29 protein-coding genes are annotated in these 15,124 nt (G+C 66.1%); all 29 read right to left on the reverse strand.

Annotated elements, in window-relative coordinates; translation table 11 throughout:
* Positions 1-8: 8 nt before the first annotated feature.
* Positions 9-389 carry a 30S ribosomal protein S13 gene (gene rpsM, locus AB0J53_RS19150; protein WP_049576926.1) on the reverse strand — a complete coding sequence of 127 codons (381 nt, stop codon included), beginning with the start codon at positions 387-389 and terminating at the stop codon, positions 9-11.
* Between the two features lie 227 nt (positions 390-616).
* Positions 617-730 carry a 50S ribosomal protein L36 gene (gene rpmJ, locus AB0J53_RS19155; protein ID WP_003956441.1) on the reverse strand — a complete coding sequence of 38 codons (114 nt, stop codon included), beginning with the start codon at positions 728-730 and terminating at the stop codon, positions 617-619.
* A 24-nt stretch (positions 731-754) separates the two neighbouring features.
* Positions 755-976, reverse strand: coding sequence for a translation initiation factor IF-1 (infA, locus tag AB0J53_RS19160; protein ID WP_012887858.1), 222 nt, complete (start codon positions 974-976; stop codon positions 755-757).
* A 297-nt stretch (positions 977-1,273) separates the two neighbouring features.
* Positions 1,274-1,702, reverse strand: a complete 429-nt coding sequence (locus tag AB0J53_RS19165) for a hypothetical protein (protein WP_364173766.1) — start codon at positions 1,700-1,702, stop codon at positions 1,274-1,276.
* 106 nt (positions 1,703-1,808) lie between these two features.
* Positions 1,809-2,216 (reverse strand): DUF1707 domain-containing protein, encoded by a 408-nt coding sequence (locus AB0J53_RS19170; RefSeq protein WP_246643995.1) that lies wholly within the window; start codon positions 2,214-2,216, stop codon positions 1,809-1,811.
* A 38-nt stretch (positions 2,217-2,254) separates the two neighbouring features.
* Positions 2,255-3,058: a type I methionyl aminopeptidase gene (gene map / locus AB0J53_RS19175; RefSeq protein ID WP_219500433.1), complete on the reverse strand. Its 804-nt coding sequence runs from the start codon at positions 3,056-3,058 to the stop codon at positions 2,255-2,257.
* A 112-nt stretch (positions 3,059-3,170) separates the two neighbouring features.
* Positions 3,171-3,821, reverse strand: a complete 651-nt coding sequence (locus tag AB0J53_RS19180) for an adenylate kinase (protein WP_364173770.1) — start codon at positions 3,819-3,821, stop codon at positions 3,171-3,173.
* On the reverse strand, positions 3,821-5,131 hold the full coding sequence (gene secY, locus AB0J53_RS19185; RefSeq protein WP_364173773.1) for a preprotein translocase subunit SecY: 1,311 nt from the start codon (positions 5,129-5,131) through the stop codon (positions 3,821-3,823). Before secY ends, AB0J53_RS19180 begins: the two co-directional genes overlap by 1 nt.
* A 170-nt stretch (positions 5,132-5,301) precedes the next feature.
* A complete protein-coding gene (gene rplO / locus AB0J53_RS19190; RefSeq protein WP_357591403.1) occupies positions 5,302-5,757 on the reverse strand; it encodes a 50S ribosomal protein L15 in 456 nt (151 codons plus the stop codon).
* A gap of 2 nt (positions 5,758-5,759) precedes the next feature.
* Complete coding sequence (gene rpmD, locus AB0J53_RS19195; RefSeq protein WP_049572666.1) at positions 5,760-5,942, reverse strand: 50S ribosomal protein L30; 183 nt, start codon at positions 5,940-5,942, stop codon at positions 5,760-5,762.
* 2 nt (positions 5,943-5,944) lie between these two features.
* Complete coding sequence (gene rpsE, locus AB0J53_RS19200) at positions 5,945-6,574, reverse strand: 30S ribosomal protein S5 (RefSeq protein WP_091090115.1); 630 nt, start codon at positions 6,572-6,574, stop codon at positions 5,945-5,947.
* A gap of 27 nt (positions 6,575-6,601) precedes the next feature.
* Positions 6,602-6,985, reverse strand: coding sequence for a 50S ribosomal protein L18 (gene rplR, locus AB0J53_RS19205; protein WP_219500426.1), 384 nt, complete (start codon positions 6,983-6,985; stop codon positions 6,602-6,604).
* Between the two features lie 2 nt (positions 6,986-6,987).
* Positions 6,988-7,530 (reverse strand): 50S ribosomal protein L6, encoded by a 543-nt coding sequence (gene rplF, locus AB0J53_RS19210; RefSeq protein WP_364173777.1) that lies wholly within the window; start codon positions 7,528-7,530, stop codon positions 6,988-6,990.
* A 16-nt stretch (positions 7,531-7,546) separates the two neighbouring features.
* Entirely contained in the window at positions 7,547-7,945 is a 399-nt protein-coding gene (gene rpsH, locus AB0J53_RS19215) for a 30S ribosomal protein S8 (RefSeq protein WP_049572677.1), read from the reverse strand.
* Between the two features lie 182 nt (positions 7,946-8,127).
* Positions 8,128-8,313, reverse strand: a complete 186-nt coding sequence (locus AB0J53_RS19220; protein ID WP_020542298.1) for a type Z 30S ribosomal protein S14 — start codon at positions 8,311-8,313, stop codon at positions 8,128-8,130.
* Positions 8,314-8,317: 4 nt separating this feature from the next.
* Positions 8,318-8,893 carry a 50S ribosomal protein L5 gene (gene rplE / locus AB0J53_RS19225; protein WP_101783550.1) on the reverse strand — a complete coding sequence of 192 codons (576 nt, stop codon included), beginning with the start codon at positions 8,891-8,893 and terminating at the stop codon, positions 8,318-8,320.
* Complete coding sequence (gene rplX, locus AB0J53_RS19230) at positions 8,893-9,192, reverse strand: 50S ribosomal protein L24 (protein WP_246644019.1); 300 nt, start codon at positions 9,190-9,192, stop codon at positions 8,893-8,895. The genes rplE and rplX overlap by 1 nt, the downstream gene beginning before the upstream one ends.
* Before the next feature lie 8 nt (positions 9,193-9,200).
* A complete protein-coding gene (rplN, locus tag AB0J53_RS19235; RefSeq protein WP_043623452.1) occupies positions 9,201-9,572 on the reverse strand; it encodes a 50S ribosomal protein L14 in 372 nt (123 codons plus the stop codon).
* Between the two features lie 190 nt (positions 9,573-9,762).
* Entirely contained in the window at positions 9,763-10,053 is a 291-nt protein-coding gene (gene rpsQ, locus AB0J53_RS19240; protein WP_219500420.1) for a 30S ribosomal protein S17, read from the reverse strand.
* Entirely contained in the window at positions 10,046-10,282 is a 237-nt protein-coding gene (gene rpmC / locus AB0J53_RS19245; protein ID WP_049572733.1) for a 50S ribosomal protein L29, read from the reverse strand. Before rpmC ends, rpsQ begins: the two co-directional genes overlap by 8 nt.
* Positions 10,282-10,701, reverse strand: a complete 420-nt coding sequence (gene rplP, locus AB0J53_RS19250; RefSeq protein WP_219500418.1) for a 50S ribosomal protein L16 — start codon at positions 10,699-10,701, stop codon at positions 10,282-10,284. The genes rpmC and rplP overlap by 1 nt, the downstream gene beginning before the upstream one ends.
* Positions 10,702-10,703: 2 nt before the next feature.
* Positions 10,704-11,564, reverse strand: a complete 861-nt coding sequence (gene rpsC, locus AB0J53_RS19255; RefSeq protein WP_219500416.1) for a 30S ribosomal protein S3 — start codon at positions 11,562-11,564, stop codon at positions 10,704-10,706.
* Positions 11,564-11,917 (reverse strand): 50S ribosomal protein L22, encoded by a 354-nt coding sequence (rplV, locus tag AB0J53_RS19260; RefSeq protein ID WP_049572697.1) that lies wholly within the window; start codon positions 11,915-11,917, stop codon positions 11,564-11,566. The genes rpsC and rplV overlap by 1 nt, the downstream gene beginning before the upstream one ends.
* Before the next feature lie 31 nt (positions 11,918-11,948).
* Positions 11,949-12,227: a 30S ribosomal protein S19 gene (gene rpsS / locus AB0J53_RS19265; protein WP_049572698.1), complete on the reverse strand. Its 279-nt coding sequence runs from the start codon at positions 12,225-12,227 to the stop codon at positions 11,949-11,951.
* A gap of 11 nt (positions 12,228-12,238) precedes the next feature.
* A complete protein-coding gene (gene rplB, locus AB0J53_RS19270) occupies positions 12,239-13,075 on the reverse strand; it encodes a 50S ribosomal protein L2 (RefSeq protein WP_101783543.1) in 837 nt (278 codons plus the stop codon).
* Positions 13,076-13,182: 107 nt separating this feature from the next.
* Complete coding sequence (gene rplW, locus AB0J53_RS19275; protein ID WP_219500414.1) at positions 13,183-13,485, reverse strand: 50S ribosomal protein L23; 303 nt, start codon at positions 13,483-13,485, stop codon at positions 13,183-13,185.
* The gene (gene rplD, locus AB0J53_RS19280; protein WP_219500412.1) at positions 13,485-14,132 is read right to left on the reverse strand and encodes a 50S ribosomal protein L4; all 648 of its coding nucleotides are present in this window, start codon (positions 14,130-14,132) and stop codon (positions 13,485-13,487) included. Before rplD ends, rplW begins: the two co-directional genes overlap by 1 nt.
* Entirely contained in the window at positions 14,129-14,782 is a 654-nt protein-coding gene (gene rplC, locus AB0J53_RS19285) for a 50S ribosomal protein L3 (protein ID WP_364173786.1), read from the reverse strand. Before rplC ends, rplD begins: the two co-directional genes overlap by 4 nt.
* A 14-nt stretch (positions 14,783-14,796) precedes the next feature.
* Positions 14,797-15,105, reverse strand: a complete 309-nt coding sequence (gene rpsJ / locus AB0J53_RS19290) for a 30S ribosomal protein S10 (RefSeq protein ID WP_030912931.1) — start codon at positions 15,103-15,105, stop codon at positions 14,797-14,799.
* Between the last annotated feature and the right edge of the window lie 19 nt (positions 15,106-15,124).

Below are 15,124 nucleotides of genomic sequence, written 5' to 3' on the forward strand. Positions count from 1 at the left end.
TGCGAGGACTACTTCTTACCGGGCTTCTTCTTACCGGCGACGGTCTTCTTCTTGCCCTTACGGGTGCGCGCGTTGGTCTGCGTGCGCTGGCCGTGGACGGGAAGACCCTTGCGGTGGCGGATGCCCTGGTAGCAACCGATTTCGATCTTGCGACGGATGTCGGCCTGGACCTCACGGCGCAGGTCACCCTCGATCTTGAAGTTCGCCTCGATGTAGTCACGCATCGGGACGAGCTCGGCGTCGGAGAGCTGGTGCACGCGCAGATCGCCGCTGACACCGGTGGCCTGGAGGATCTCCTGGGCCCGGGTGCGGCCGATGCCGTAAATGTAGGTGAGAGCGATCTCCAGCCGCTTTTCGCGGGGGAGGTCGACGCCAACCAGGCGAGCCATGGTCGGGCATTCTCCTTCTCTGTGGCGGAGGTCTTGCGCCCCACTTCCCCTCCCCATGCCCGGGGTGAGGGCCCCGGCCTCCGACCGGGGGTCTCCTGAACGGTTCGACGGGCGCCGACGGATCGGCGGCGTCGCCTGCTCAGGTGTGGCGCGCGATTACTGTCTCAGGCTCCTCATGCGTCGAGCCCGCTCCCTGACGGGGCGGACTCGGAGAAGCCTTGCGGCGACTAACCCTGGCGCTGCTTGTGGCGCAGGTTGTCGCAGATCACCATGACGCGACCGTGCCGGCGGATCACCTTGCACTTGTCACAGATCTTCTTGACGCTCGGCTTTACCTTCATTGTCCTTCGTGTTCCTCAGACGTCTTATTTGTATCGGTAGACGATCCGCCCACGACTCAGGTCGTAGGGGCTCAGTTCGACGACTACCCGGTCGTCGGGCAGGATCCGGATGTAGTGCATCCGCATCCGTCCGCTGATGTGGGCCAGGACCTTATGGCCGTTGTCGAGCTGCACCCGGAACATGGCGTTCGGGAGCGACTCAACCACAGTGCCCTCGATCTCGATGGCGCCGTCTTTCTTGGCCAAAAGTCCCTCGCGTTTCACTGATCGGTCGTCTGAGGCTCCGGTTCACTAAGCAGCCGCGACCTCACGCTTCGAAGAGAGCGGCGACCGGCAAAGGCCGCCGACGCGTGATAGTCATAGTGAGCCGACTAAGGAGTGTACGACACCTGTTGCTCAAACGCGAAACGCGTGCCAGGTGCCCTGACACAACCACGTGTCACTGTACCCGATATCGCGCCCTGACGCATGCCGGAGGCCCGCCGACAGGACGCCGGCGGGCCTGAACGCCTCTCCCCGGGCCTCAGCGGCCCTTCTGGCGGCTCAGTAGATGCGGTGGGCCGCACCGCAGAACTTGGCCGCGCCGCCCCAGCAGGTGTACGTCCAGAGCTTCTTGATGTTCCCCTTGCCCCAGGTGTGGACCTGGGATCCGTTCCAGCCGTAGAAGTGCTTGCCGGTGCGGCCGTTCTTGTACTCGTACCGGAACCAGACGTAGCCCCGCTTGGCGGTGAACTCCTTGCCGTACCACTTCGTGAAGACCTTGCCGCCGGCCTTCCACGTCTTGCCGAAGGTGTAGGCCTTCTTGTTGCTGGAGTAGTACTTGCCCCAGGCTCCGGCCGAGGAGGCGGCCTGGACGCTGGTGGCGGGCGACGCCTGGGCGGTGGCGGCGTGAGCGGTGGCGGCCGGGGCGAGGACGAGGCCGGTGGCGGCGAGGGAGCCGGCGATGGCGGTGGCCGCGAAGATCTTGCGCATGATTTCCTCCGTGGGTGGTGTTCTGGACACCGCTCACGTTAGGAATGCGCGCCCCGGCGTTCTGTGGACGAATGCGCAGACGGCACTTATGCACACAAGCCCGTCGTCACCGCTTCGGCGGCGGGTTCCCGAAGACCGTGCTGACCAGCAGGATCGCGCCCCACGGGCCCATGACCCACAGCGGCCACGGATAGATGAAGTCGCCCGCCGTGATGCTGATGATCAGCCAGATGACCCAGTTGACCGCGCTGGCGCCGGCCCAGGCGCTCCAGGCGGCCACCATGCCGGGGTGCATCCGCCGCTTGGCCAGCGGCTCCGGCGTCACCTTGGCGGGCCGGTTGCGCAGGTCGACGTCCGGCAGGTCGGCGGTCAGCTTGGCCAGGTCGCCGTACGTCTTGCTCTGGTAGAGCTGTTCGAGCCGCTCGTTGAACTCTTCCATCGTGATGCGGCCCTGGGCGGTGTGCTCGCGCAGTACTGCCGCCACCCGGTCGCGGTCGACGTCGGAGGCACGCATCTCGGGACTCTGCGCCATTCCCACCACTCCCGGCTCGTCTACGGCTGTGCCAAGCGCTCTTTGCCCCCATCAAGGGCGGTCAGCACCCAAGGTCCATTATGTGTCACGGCGACGCTGTGTTCGAAGTGAGCCGACGCCTTTCCGTCGACGGTCACCACGGTCCAGTCGTCGGCCAGCACGCGGGTGCGCTCGGTGCCGAGGTTCACCATGGGCTCGACGGCCAGGCACATGCCCACCTCCAGCACCGGACCCCGGCCCGGCTTGCCGTGGTTGGCGATCCACGGGTCCATGTGCATCTCGGTGCCGATGCCGTGGCCGCCGTACTCCGGCGGGATGCCGAACCGGCCCTGCGACTTGACGTAGCGCTCGACCTCGTACCCGATGTCGGACAGGTGGCGTCCGGGGGTCAGGGCCCTGATGCCGGCCCACATCGCCTCTTCGGTGATGCGCATGAGCTCGGTGAGCTTCGGGTCGACCTCGCCCACCGGCACGGTCACGGCCGAGTCGCCGTGCCAGCCGTCGAGGATGGCCCCGCAGTCGATCGAGATGACGTCGCCCTCGCGCAGCTTGCGGGCGTCCGTCGGGATGCCGTGCACCACCTCGTGGTTGACCGACGCGCAGATCGTCGCCGGAAAGCCCTGGTAGCCCTTGAACGACGGGATCGCGCCCTCGTCCCGGATCGCCTTCTCGGCGATGACGTCGAGGTCGAGCGGCGTCATGCCCGGCTGCACCGACTGCTTCAGCAGCTCCAGCGTGCGCCCGACGACCAGACCGGCCGCCCGCATCTTCTCCAGCTGCTCGGGCGACTTGATCTGAATCCCATGCTTGTTTCTCTTGAACACGTTTACGGCACCCCCAGGGACTTCAACGGGCAAACGTGGGAGCCCAATTCCCCCCACAATAGCCGCGAGGTGGCACGGAAACCCGTGCCACCTCCGCAGTAGGTCGTCACCCTCACCCCATGAAGGGCCTGATGGCCTCCATGGCCCTCTGGGTGACCTCTTCGACCGGGCCGGTAGCGTCGACCCCGACGAGGATGCCCTCGTCCGCGTAGTAGGAGATCAGCGGAGCCGTCTGCTCTCCGTAGACCTCCAAGCGGTGCCTGACGGTCTCTTCCTTGTCGTCGTCGCGCTGGAACAGCGCGCCGTCGCAGGCGTCACAGCGGTCGTCCTGCTTGTCGTCGAACTCCACGTGCCAGATGCGGCCGCACTGGCTGCAGGTGCGCCGGCCCGCCAGCCGCCGGACCACCTCGTCGTCGTCGACGACGAGCTCCAGCACCAGGTCGAGCGCCTGACCCCAGTCGGCGAGCATCTTCTTGAGGATCTCCGCCTGCGGCACGTTGCGCGGGAAGCCGTCGAGCAGGAAACCGTCCTGCGCGTCGTCCTCCGAGAGGCGGTCGCGGACCATGGCGATGGTGACCTCGTCGGGCACCAGGTCGCCGCGGTCCATGAATGTCTTGGCCAGCTTGCCGAGGTCCGTGCCGCCTGAGACGTTGGCACGGAAAATGTCACCTGTCGAGATCTTCGGGATTGACAGGTTCGATGCGATGTACTGGGCCTGCGTCCCTTTACCCGCTCCAGGGGGCCCGACCAGAACGAGACGCACTACCGCAGGAAACCTTCGTAGTTACGCTGCTGCAGCTGGCTCTCGATCTGCTTGACCGTGTCCAGGCCGACACCAACCATGATCAGAATGCTCGTCCCTCCGAACGGGAAGTTCTGGCTCGCACCGGCCACCGCCAGCGCGACGATCGGGACCATGGAGATCAGACCCAGATAGAGCGCGCCGGGCGCGGTCAGACGGGTGAGCACGAAGTTCAGGTATTCAGCCGTCGGCCGGCCCGGGCGGATGCCCGGAATGAACCCACCGTACTTCTTCATGTTGTCAGCCACTTCAGTGGGGTTGAAAGTGATGGACACGTAGAAGTACGTGAAGAAGACGATCAAGAGGAAGAACGTCGCCATGTAGATCGGCGTGTCGCCGGTGGCGAGGTTCTGGGAGATCCACTGCACGACCGGGTTCGGGTTCTCCGCGTTGGCGAAGAGCGAAGTGATCAGCTGCGGCAGATAGAGGAGCGAGGAGGCGAAGATGACCGGGATGATGCCGGCCTGGTTGACCTTCAGCGGGATGTAGGTCGAGGTGCCGCCGTACATCCGCCGGCCCACCATGCGCTTGGCGTACTGGACCGGGATGCGGCGCTGCGCCTGCTCGACGAAGACCACGGCGGCGATCAGGAAGATGCCGACCACCATGACGACCGCGAAGGTGAACTTGTTCGCCTGGAAGATGTTGGCCATCTCGGACGGGAAGATGGACACGACCGAGGTGAAGATCAGGATGGACATGCCGTTGCCCACACCACGGTCGGTGATGAGCTCGCCCAGCCACATGATCACGGACGTGCCCGCGGTCATGATGACGACCATCGTGACGATCTGGAAGACGTTGTCCGGGTCGAGCAGCACGTCCTGCTGGCAGTTGGGGAACAGCTGGCCCGAGCGGGCGAGGGCGATGAACGCCGTCGACTGCAGAACACCGAGACCGACGGTCAGATAACGCGTATACTGCGTGATCTTGGCCTGGCCCGACTGGCCTTCCTTCTTCAGCGCCTCAAGCCGCGGGATGACCACGACGAGCAGCTGCAGGATGATGCTCGCGGTGATGTAGGGCATGATGCCCAGTGCGAAGATCGACAGCTTGAGCAGCGCGCCACCGCTGAACAGCTGGACCATTCCATAGATTTGGCCGGCGGCGCCCTCACGGGCCGATTCAAAACAGGCCGCCAGATTCTGGACGTGAACGCCCGGAGTCGGAAGAACCGAGCCGAGTCGGAAAAGCGCGATGATGCCCAGCGTGAAGAGCAACTTCTTGCGCAGGTCCGGCGTCCGGAACGCCCGGGTAAACGCGGTCAGCACGGTCCCTCCTGCGCGCCTATGAGGCGATGTGAGTATGCGATGGTGCGGGGATCTGCCATCTGAAGTCTCAGGTCAACATCCAGCAGGACAGTATCCTGCCGTCTCGCGAACTCTAACGCACTACGCGCGTGGGGGCCCATTGTCAGAACCCCCACGCGTCGTAAATGCACTTACAGCTCGGTAACGGAGCCGCCGGCAGCGGCGATCTTCTCCTTCGCCGTGGACGAGAAGGCATGCGCCGTCACGTTCACCGCGACCGAGATCTCACCGGTGCCCAGCACCTTGACCGGCTGGTTCTTGCGGACAGCGCCCCGGGCCACCAGCGCCTCGACGGTGACGTCGCCACCCTCGGGGAACAGCTCGCCGAGCCGGTCCAGGTTGACGACCTGGTAGGTCGTCTTGAACATGGCGTTGGAGAAGCCCTTGAGCTTCGGCAGACGCCTCTGCAGCGGCACCTGGCCACCCTCGAAACCGAGGGGAACCGTCGTACGGGCGTGGCTGCCCTTGGTGCCGCGACCGGCGGTCTTGCCCTTGGACGCCTCGCCGCGGCCCTTGCGGACCTTCGACTTGTTGGCGCCAGGAGCAGGACGCAGGTCGTGAATCTTGAGCGGAGCCTTGTCAGTCATGACTAGTCGACCTCTTCCACCACGACGAGGTGCGTCACCACGGAGACCATGCCGCGAATCTCGGGCCGGTCCTCCTTGACGACGACGTCGCCGATTCGCTTCAGGCCAAGCGAGCGCAGCGAGTCACGCTGGTTCTGCTTGCCACCGATCTTCGAGCGAACCTGAGTGATCTTCAGGCGTGCCATGACTAGCTCACCGCCTTCGCGGCCGCCGCCTCGGCGAGACCCTCGCGCTGAGCCTTCAGCATCCGGGCCGGGGCCACGTCCTCGATCGGCAGGCCACGGCGGGCGGCGATCTCCTCGGGGCGCGAAAGGCCCTTCAGAGCCGCCACGGTGGCGTGCACGATGTTGATCGGGTTGTCCGAGCCGAGCGACTTGGACAGCACGTCGTGGATGCCCGCGCACTCCAGGACCGCGCGGACCGGGCCACCGGCGATGACGCCGGTACCGGCCGAGGCCGGACGCAGGAAGACGACGCCGGCCGCCTCCTCGCCCTGCACCGTGTGCGGGATCGTGCCCTGGATGCGAGGCACCTTGAAGAAGTGCTTCTTCGCCTCTTCGACGCCCTTGGCGATGGCCGCGGGGACTTCCTTGGCCTTGCCATAGCCGACGCCGACCAGGCCGTTGCCGTCGCCGACGACGACGAGGGCGGTGAAGCTGAAGCGACGACCACCCTTCACGACCTTGGCCACTCGGTTGATCTTCACTACGCGCTCGATGTACGAGACGCCCTTGTCAGCGGCGCCACCGCGGCGATCGTCACGACGGTCCCGCCGCTCGCCACCGGTGCCGCCACCGCGACGCGGAGCTGCAGCCATCAGTGGTTCCTCATCTCAGTTGCCATATCAGAACTCGAGCCCACCTTCGCGGGCGCTGTCCGCCAGAGCGGCGATGCGCCCGGCGTAGCGGTTGCCACCGCGGTCGAAGACGACCGCCGTGATCCCGGCTTCCTTGGCCCGCTGAGCGAGGAGCTCGCCGACCTTCTTGGCCTTCTCCGTCTTGTCCGCTTCCAGCGTGCGCAGCGAGGCGTCCATGGTGGACGCGCTCACCAGGGTGTGGCCGACGGTGTCGTCCACGATCTGCACGAACAGGTGACGCGTCGAACGGTTGACGACCAGGCGCGGACGCGCGGCCGTACCGACGACGTTCTTGCGGACGCGGCGGTGACGGCGGGCCCGCGAGACGGTGCGGGCAGCCGTGTGCTTGCCGAACGCAGTCTTCGGAGCCATGCCTACTTACCAGCCTTTCCGACCTTGCGGCGGATCTGTTCGCCCTGGTAGCGCACGCCCTTGCCCTTGTACGGGTCGGGCTTGCGCAGCTTGCGGATGTTGGCGGCGACCTCGCCGACCTTCTGCTTGTCGATGCCGTCCACGTGGAACAGGGTCGGCTTCTCGACGCGGAAGGTGACGCCCTCGGGGGCGTCGACGATGACCGGGTGGCTGAAGCCCAGCGAGAACTCCAGCTGCGCCGGGCCCTTGGCCTGGACGCGGTAACCGACGCCGACGATCTCCAGGGTCTTGGAGTAGCCCTGCGTGACGCCCTGCACCATGTTGGCGATCAGCGTCCGCGAGAGGCCGTGCAGCGCACGGACCTTGTTCTCGTCGTTGGGACGGGTGACGGCGATGGCGCCGTCCTCGTCGCGGCCCACCACGATGGGCTCGGCGACCGTGTGAGAAAGCGTGCCCTTCGGGCCCTTGACCTGGACATCCTGGCCGGTGATCGTGATGTCTACGCCACTGGGCACAGGGATGGGCAGCCGTCCGATTCTCGACATGCTGTGTTCCTCCCCTCTACCAGACGTAGGCGAGGACTTCCCCGCCCACGCCACGCTTGCCGGCCTGCTTGTCGGTCATGAGACCGGCGGACGTCGAGATGATCGCGACGCCCAGCCCGCCCAGGACTCGAGGCAGATTGTCCTTCTTCGCATAGACCCGCAGACCGGGCTTGGACACCCGGCGCAGTCCAGAGAGCGAACGCTCACGAGTAGGCCCGAACTTGAGCTCCACCACGAGGTTCTTGCCAACCTTGGCGTCTTCGACGGTCCAAGCCTGGATGTAACCCTCCTGCTGGAGGATCTCGGCGATGTGCGCCTTGATCTTCGAGTACGGCATCGACACGCTGTCGTGGTACGCCGAGTTCGCATTACGCAGACGCGTGAGCATGTCTGCGATCGGGTCGGTCATCGTCATGGCCAATGGCCTTCCTCGCCGCGGTTTCCAGTCGGCGAAGCTTCAGTGCTGCGCACTGCTCTGCCGGTGGACCTTCGGCGCGGTCGTGGGTGCTCTCTACGAGAGCCCCCTGATTTTGACATTTACGGATATGTACGGCCGGAAGCCGCCCCGGGGGCGACCAGTGCCGCCCCCAAGGGTAACTACCAGCTGGACTTGGTGATGCCAGGCAGCTCGCCCCGGTGCGCCATCTCACGGAAGCACACGCGGCACAGGCCGAACTTCCTGTAGACGGCGCGCGGACGACCGCAGCGCGAGCAACGGGTGTAGGCCCGGACCTCGAACTTCTGCTTGCGCCCCGCCTTGGCGATCAGCGACTTCTTCGCCATTGGATCAGGCCTCCTTGAAGGGGAAGCCGAGGAGCTTGAGCAGCGCCCGGCCCTGGTCGTCGTTCTTCGCGGTGGTCACGATCGTGATGTCCATGCCCCGCGGCCGGTCGACCTTGTCCTGGTCGACCTCGTGGAACATGACCTGCTCGGTCAGACCGAAGGTGTAGTTGCCGTTGCCGTCGAACTGCTTCGGCGACAGGCCCCGGAAGTCACGGATGCGGGGCAGCGCCAGCGACAGCAGCCTGTCGAGGAACTCCCACATGCGGTCACCGCGAAGCGTGACGTGCGCGCCGATCGGCATGCCCTCACGCAGCTTGAACTGCGCGATGGACTTGCGCGCCCGGACGACGGCCGGCTTCTGGCCAGTGATCACGGTGAGGTCGCGAACGGCGCCCTCGATCAGCTTCGAGTCGCGGGCCGCCTCGCCGACACCCATGTTGACCTTGATCTTCACCAGGCCGGGGATCTGCATGACGTTCTCGATGCCGAACTGCTCGCGAAGCTGAGCCGCGATCTCCTCGCGGTACTTCGTCTTGAGGCGCGGCGTCGGGCGCTCGGTCTCGGTGGTCGTGGCAGTCATCAGCTGTCCTCACCCGTCTCGTCGGCCTTGTCAGCCTTCTTGTCGGCGGGCTTTTCGGCGGCCTTGTCTTCCTTGAGCTTCTTCACGTTGCTCACGTGGATGGGCCCCTCCATGGTCTGCACGCCGCCGGTCTTGGCGCCACGCGGACCCTGGTTGGTCTCCTTGCCGTGCTTCTTGATCATGTTGACGCCCTCGACCACCACGCGGTCCTCGCGCGGGAAGGTCGCGATCACATGACCCTTGGCACCCTTGTTCTTGCCGGCGATGACCTGGACCAGGTCACCCTTCTTCACATGCAGCTTCGGCATTACAGCACCTCCGGTGCGAGCGAGATGATGCGCATGAACTTCTTGTCGCGCAGCTCGCGGCCGACCGGGCCGAAGATACGAGTGCCACGAGGGTCACCGCTGTCCTTGATGATGACGGCGGCGTTCTCGTCGAAGCGGATGTAGGAGCCGTCGGGCCGGCGGCGCTCCTTGACCGTGCGGACGACGACGGCCTTGACCACGTCGCCCTTCTTGACGCCCGTGCTGCCCGGCAGCGCGTCCTTGACAGTGGCGACGATGACGTCGCCGATACCGGCGTAGCGTCGGCCCGAGCCACCGAGAACACGGATGCAGAGAATCTCCTTGGCACCCGTGTTGTCGGCGACCTTGAGCCGCGACTCCTGCTGGATCACGTTGTACTCCTGTTAGTCGCGCCGGTTCTCATCGCTGAGCCTGGCGGAACCCATCGTTGTCTTGTTCCTCCGGCCACAGCCCCCCGTAGGGGGCCGCACCGCAGGCGACGCGGGAGCGAGGCTCCCGCGTCCTTGGACACCGTCATGGGGGCCCTGAGGCCCCCACGAGGCGCGGTATATCCGAGAGGGCCTACTTGGCCTTCTCGAGGATCTCCACGACCCTCCACCGCTTGGTGGCGGAGAGGGGGCGGGTCTCCATCAGAAGCACGCGGTCGCCCACGCCACAGGCGTTGGACTCGTCGTGTGCCTTGTACTTGGTCGTCCGGCGGATGACCTTGCCGTAGAGGCGGTGCTTCACGCGGTCCTCGACGGCGACGACGACGGTCTTGTCCATCTTGTCGCTGACGACCAGGCCCTCACGGACCTTACGGAAGTTACGCCCCGTCGACTCGGTGGTCTCGGTGGTCTCGGTCTCAGCCATCGCTCGACTCCTTCTCGACCGTGACGATGCCCAGCTCGCGCTCGCGCATCACGGTGTAGATACGGGCGATCTCGCGGCGGACGGCACGCAGCCGCCCGTGGCTCTCCAACTGACCGGTCGCTGACTGGAAGCGGAGGTTGAACAGCTCCTCCTTGGCTTCCTTGAGCTTCTGGACCAGGGTGTCCTGGTCCTCCACCCGCAGCTCGCCGGCGGTCAGGCCCTTAGCCATCACGCCTCACCCACTTCACGCTTAACGATCTTGCACTTCATCGGGAGCTTGTGGATCGCGCGCTGAAGCGCCTCGCGGGCGATCGGCTCGGCCACGCCGGACAGCTCGAACATCACGCGTCCGGGCTTGACGTTGGCGATCCACCACTCCGGCGAACCCTTACCGGAACCCATGCGGGTCTCGGCAGGCTTCTTGGTGAGGGGACGGTCGGGGTAGATGTTGATCCACACCTTGCCGCCACGACGGATGTGACGGGTCATCGCGATACGAGCGGACTCGATCTGGCGGTTGGTCACGTAGGAGTGCTCAAGCGCCTGAATGCCGTACTCGCCGAAGACGACCCTGGTGCCGCCCTTGGCGGCTCCGCTGCGGTCGGGCCGGTGCTGCTTGCGGTGCTTGACCCTGCGAGGGATCAGCATGGTCAGCTCCCTTCAGCACCCGGCTGAGCAGCCGGGCCGGTCTCGGGGGCAGCCTGGGAGGCCGCCTCAGTCCTGGGGGCGCGGTCGCCGCGCTCGCCGCCACGACCGCCACCGCGGCGGGCGCCACCGGCGCCACCACCACGACGCGGACGGTCGCCGCCGCCGCCACGACGGTCGTCACGCTCGCGACGCTGGCCGGCACGGGCGCCGGCAGCCGCCGCCTCGCGCTCGGCGCGGCTCGTCGCGGCCTCGCCCTTGTAGATCCACACCTTCACGCCGATGCGGCCGAAGGTGGTACGGGCCTCGTAGAAGCCGTAGTCGATGTCCGCGCGGAGCGTGTGCAGCGGCACCCGGCCCTCACGGTAGAACTCCGACCGCGACATCTCGGCGCCGCCCAGACGACCGGAGCACTGGACACGGATGCCCTTGGCGCCGGACTTCATGGCCGACTGCATCGCCTTGCGCATGGCACGGCGGAACGAGACACGGCTGGAGAGCTGCTCGGCCACGCCCTGCGCGACGAGCTGCGCGTCGATCTCGGGGTTCTTCACCTCGAGGATGTTGAGCTGGACCTGCTTCTTGGTCAGCTTCTCCAGGTCACCGCGGATGCGGTCGGCCTCCGCGCCGCGACGGCCGATGACGATGCCCGGCCGGGCGGTGTGGATGTCGACCTGGACGCGGTCGGTCGTGCGCTCGATCTCGACCTTGGAGATGCCGGCCCGCTCCATGCCCTTCTGCAGCATGCGACGGATCGCCACGTCCTCGGCAACGTACGACTTGTACAGCTTGTCGGCGTACCACCGGCTCTTGAAGTCGGTCGTGATGCCGAGGCGGAACCCGTGCGGGTTAACCTTCTGGCCCACTATCGGGTCCTTCCCTTCGGCTCGCGGGACTCCACGATCACGGTGATGTGGCTCGTCCGCTTGTTGATCCGATAGGCGCGACCCTGTGCACGCGGACGGAACCGCTTCAGCGTCGGGCCCTCGTCAACCCAGGCGCGGCTCACGAAGAGCGTGCTGGGGTCGAGATCGAAGTTGTGCTCAGCGTTCGCCATGGCGCTGCTGAGCACCTTGTAGATCGGCTCGCTCGCCGACTGGGGAGCGAACTGCAGAACGGCCTGCGCCTCCGAAGCGGGCAGCCCGCGAATAAGGTCCACCACGCGGCGGGCCTTGAGGGGCGTGACACGGACGAACCGCGCCTGAGCCCTGGCTTCCATCGCTTACTCCTCTAAGTGCTTCTGAAGGCGTCTATCGCCGGCTGCGCCGGTCTTCCTTGACGTGGCTCCGGAACGTCCGCGTGGGGGCGAACTCTCCGAGCTTGTGACCGATCATCGACTCGGTGACGAACACCGGGACGTGCTTACGGCCGTCGTGCACGGCGATCGTGTGCCCGAGCATGTCGGGAACGATCATGGAGCGCCGCGACCACGTCTTGATGACGTTCTTGGTGCCCTTCTCGTTCTGGACGTCGACCTTCTTCTGAAGGTGCTCGTCCACGAAGGGACCCTTCTTAAGGCTACGTGGCATTTCGGCTGCTCCTACCGCTTCTTCCTCTTGCTGCGCCGACGGATGATCAGCCGGTCGCTGGCCTTGTTGGCCTGGCGGGTGCGGCCCTCGGGCTTGCCCTTCGGGTTCACCGGGTGGCGACCACCGGAGGTCTTGCCCTCACCACCACCGTGCGGGTGGTCGACAGGGTTCATCGCGACACCGCGGACGGTGGGGCGCTTGCCCTTCCACCGCATACGGCCGGCCTTGCCCCAGTTGATGTTGGCCTGCTCGGCGTTGCCGACCTGGCCGACCGACGCGCGGCAGCGCACGTCGACCATGCGCATCTCACCGGAGGGCATACGCAGCGTGGCGTACTGGCCTTCCTTGGCGAGCAGCTGGATCTGAGCGCCCGCGGAACGGCCGAGCTTGGCGCCGCCGCCCGGACGGAGCTCCACCGCGTGGATGAAGGTACCGGTCGGGATGTTGCGCAGCGGCAGGCAGTTGCCCGGCTTGATGTCGGCCGCGGGGCCGTTCTCGATGCGGTCGCCCTGCTTGAGGCCGGTCGGCGCGATGATGTAGCGCTTCTCGCCGTCGGCGTAGTGCAGCAGAGCGATGTTGGCGGTGCGGTTGGGGTCGTACTCGATGTGAGCGACCTTGGCCGGAATGCCGTCCTTGTCATGCCTGCGGAAGTCGATGATCCGGTAGGCGCGCTTGTGACCGCCGCCCTGGTGGCGAGCGGTGACCCGGCCGTGTACGTTACGGCCGCCCTTGTTATGAAGGGGTGCAAGCAGCGACTTCTCCGGCGTGCTGCGGGTGATCTCGGAGAAGTCCGAGACACTGGAACCGCGGCGACCCGGAGTCGTCGGCTTGTACTTACGGATGCCCATCTTTTTCGTTCATCCTCTGTCGGACCCCAGGTCCGGAGACCTGGGGTATCAATTTCGTGCGAAGCCCCAGAAAAAGGGGCTCGCGGGAGGCCGGGCCTCCCGCGTGGTTAGCCGATCTGACCGAAGATGTCGATCCGATCGCCCTCGGCCAAGCTCACGATCGCGCGCTTGGTGTCGGGCCGCTTACCGAAACCGGTGCGGGTGCGCTTGCGCTTGCCCTGCCGGTTGATCGTGTTCACGCTGGTGACCTTGACCCCGAAGATCTGCTCAACGGCGATCTTCACCTGGGTCTTGTTCGCGCTCTTGCGCACCAGGAACGTGTACTTGTTGTTCTCATCGATCAGGCCGTAGCTCTTCTCAGAGACGACCGGCTTGAGGATGATGTCGCGCGGGTCGGCGATCTTCTCCATCAGGCCTCTTCCTTCCCGCCCTGGCCCAGCCTGGCGACGACCTGGTCGTACGCCTCCTGGGTGAAGACCACGTCGTCGTGGACGAGCACGTCGTAGGTGTTGAGCTGACCGGAGTCCAGCAGGTGGACCTCCGGCGCGTTGCGCAGGCTCAGCCAGGTCAGCTCGTCGGTCTCGTCGACCACGACGAGGACCGACTTGGCCTGGGTGATGGTGCGCAGCGCCTGCAGGGCGGCCTTCGTCTTCGGCGTCTCGCCGGAGACCAGGCTGCTCACCACGTGCACACGACCGCCGCCGGCCCGGTCGGACAGGGCGCCGCGGAGCGCGGCGGCCTTCATCTTCTTGGGCGTGCGCTGCGAGTAGTCGCGCGGCACCGGGCCGTGGACGACGCCGCCGCCCGCGAACTGCGGCGCACGGGTCGAGCCCTGACGGGCGCGGCCGGTGCCCTTCTGCCGGTACGGCTTCTTGCCGCCGCCGGAGACCTCACCACGGGTCTTGGCCTTGTGGGTGCCCTGCCGGCGAGCGGCGAGCTGGGCCACGACCACCTGGTGGATCAGCGGCACGTTGACCTTGGCGCCGAAGATGTCCTCGGGCAGGTCGACGGTCCCGGTCTTCGCCCCGCTGGCGTCAAGGACGTCAATGGTGCTCACTTGGCAGCCCCCTTCTTGGCAGCGGTGCGAACGAGGACCAGACTGCCGTTGGCGCCGGGGATCGCACCCTTGATCAGGATGAGGCCCTTCTCGGCGTCCACGGAATGAACCTTCAGGCTCTGCACGGTGGTGCGGACGTTACCCATCCGACCGGCCATGCGCAGACCCTTGAATACGCGTCCCGGGGTGGCGCAGCCACCGATGGAACCCGGCGACCGGTGCTTGCGCTGCGTGCCGTGCGACGCGCCCAGACCACCGAAGCCGTGCCGCTTCATGACACCGGCGAAGCCCTTGCCCTTGCTCTTGCCCGTCACGTCGACGAACTGGCCGGCCTCGAAGGTGTCGGCCAGCAGCTCCTGGCCGAGGGTGTAGTCGCTCGCGTCGTCGGTGCGGATCTCCGCGAAGTAACGGCGCGGGGTGATGTCGTGCTTACGCAGGTAGTCGCCGAGCGGCTTGTTGACCTTCCGGGGGTCGACCTGCCCGAAGCCGAGCTGGACGGCCGAGTAGCCGTCCTTTTCAGCGGTGCGGACGCGGGTCACCACGCACGGACCGGCCTCGACCACGGTCACCGGGACCATCCGGTTGTCCGCGTCGAAGACCTGGGTCATGCCGAGCTTCTTGCCCAGGACGCCCTTGATCGTCTTAGCCATGTCAGTGCGTTCCCTCAGAGCTTGATCGAAATGTCGACGCCCGCGGGGAGGTCGAGCCGCATGAGCGAGTCAACCGTCTTGGGGGTCGGATCGATGATGTCAATCAGCCGCTTGTGCGTGCGCATCTCGAAGTGCTCGCGGCTGTCCTTGTACTTGTGCGGCGAACGGATGACGCAGTACACGTTCTTCTCGGTCGGCAGCGGCACCGGGCCCGCGACCTTCGCGCCAGTCCGCGTCACCGTCTCGACGATCTTCTTGGCCGAAACGTCGATGACCTCGTGGTCATAGGCCTTAAGCCGGATGCGGATCTTCTGTCCCGCCATAGTGGCCTCGGTGTCCTTC

Origin of the sequence: Nonomuraea sp. NPDC049725 (assembly GCF_040674795.1) — a bacterium.
Lineage (GTDB): Bacteria > Actinomycetota > Actinomycetes > Streptosporangiales > Streptosporangiaceae > Nonomuraea > Nonomuraea ceibae.

What these genes read in the sequence shown, in the direction of transcription:
- rpsM (WP_049576926.1), bottom strand. Translation starts at nt 389, where the DNA reads ATGGCTCGCCTGGTTGGCGTCGACCTCCCCCGCGAAAAGCGGCTGGAG.
- rpmJ (WP_003956441.1), bottom strand. Translation starts at nt 730, where the DNA reads ATGAAGGTAAAGCCGAGCGTCAAGAAGATCTGTGACAAGTGCAAGGTG.
- AB0J53_RS19165 (WP_364173766.1), bottom strand. Translation starts at nt 1,702, where the DNA reads ATGCGCAAGATCTTCGCGGCCACCGCCATCGCCGGCTCCCTCGCCGCC.
- AB0J53_RS19170 (WP_246643995.1), bottom strand. Translation starts at nt 2,216, where the DNA reads ATGCGTGCCTCCGACGTCGACCGCGACCGGGTGGCGGCAGTACTGCGC.
- rplO (WP_357591403.1), bottom strand. Translation starts at nt 5,757, where the DNA reads ATGACTGACAAGGCTCCGCTCAAGATTCACGACCTGCGTCCTGCTCCT.
- rpmD (WP_049572666.1), bottom strand. Translation starts at nt 5,942, where the DNA reads ATGGCACGCCTGAAGATCACTCAGGTTCGCTCGAAGATCGGTGGCAAG.
- rpsE (WP_091090115.1), bottom strand. Translation starts at nt 6,574, where the DNA reads ATGGCTGCAGCTCCGCGTCGCGGTGGCGGCACCGGTGGCGAGCGGCGG.
- rplR (WP_219500426.1), bottom strand. Translation starts at nt 6,985, where the DNA reads ATGGCTCCGAAGACTGCGTTCGGCAAGCACACGGCTGCCCGCACCGTC.
- rplF (WP_364173777.1), bottom strand. Translation starts at nt 7,530, where the DNA reads ATGTCGAGAATCGGACGGCTGCCCATCCCTGTGCCCAGTGGCGTAGAC.
- rpsH (WP_049572677.1), bottom strand. Translation starts at nt 7,945, where the DNA reads ATGACGATGACCGACCCGATCGCAGACATGCTCACGCGTCTGCGTAAT.
- AB0J53_RS19220 (WP_020542298.1), bottom strand. Translation starts at nt 8,313, where the DNA reads ATGGCGAAGAAGTCGCTGATCGCCAAGGCGGGGCGCAAGCAGAAGTTC.
- rplE (WP_101783550.1), bottom strand. Translation starts at nt 8,893, where the DNA reads ATGACTGCCACGACCACCGAGACCGAGCGCCCGACGCCGCGCCTCAAG.
- rpsQ (WP_219500420.1), bottom strand. Translation starts at nt 10,053, where the DNA reads ATGGCTGAGACCGAGACCACCGAGACCACCGAGTCGACGGGGCGTAAC.
- rpmC (WP_049572733.1), bottom strand. Translation starts at nt 10,282, where the DNA reads ATGGCTAAGGGCCTGACCGCCGGCGAGCTGCGGGTGGAGGACCAGGAC.
- rplP (WP_219500418.1), bottom strand. Translation starts at nt 10,701, where the DNA reads ATGCTGATCCCTCGCAGGGTCAAGCACCGCAAGCAGCACCGGCCCGAC.
- rplV (WP_049572697.1), bottom strand. Translation starts at nt 11,917, where the DNA reads ATGGAAGCCAGGGCTCAGGCGCGGTTCGTCCGTGTCACGCCCCTCAAG.
- rpsS (WP_049572698.1), bottom strand. Translation starts at nt 12,227, where the DNA reads ATGCCACGTAGCCTTAAGAAGGGTCCCTTCGTGGACGAGCACCTTCAG.
- rplB (WP_101783543.1), bottom strand. Translation starts at nt 13,075, where the DNA reads ATGGGCATCCGTAAGTACAAGCCGACGACTCCGGGTCGCCGCGGTTCC.
- rplW (WP_219500414.1), bottom strand. Translation starts at nt 13,485, where the DNA reads ATGGAGAAGATCGCCGACCCGCGCGACATCATCCTCAAGCCGGTCGTC.
- rplC (WP_364173786.1), bottom strand. Translation starts at nt 14,782, where the DNA reads ATGGCTAAGACGATCAAGGGCGTCCTGGGCAAGAAGCTCGGCATGACC.
- rpsJ (WP_030912931.1), bottom strand. Translation starts at nt 15,105, where the DNA reads ATGGCGGGACAGAAGATCCGCATCCGGCTTAAGGCCTATGACCACGAG.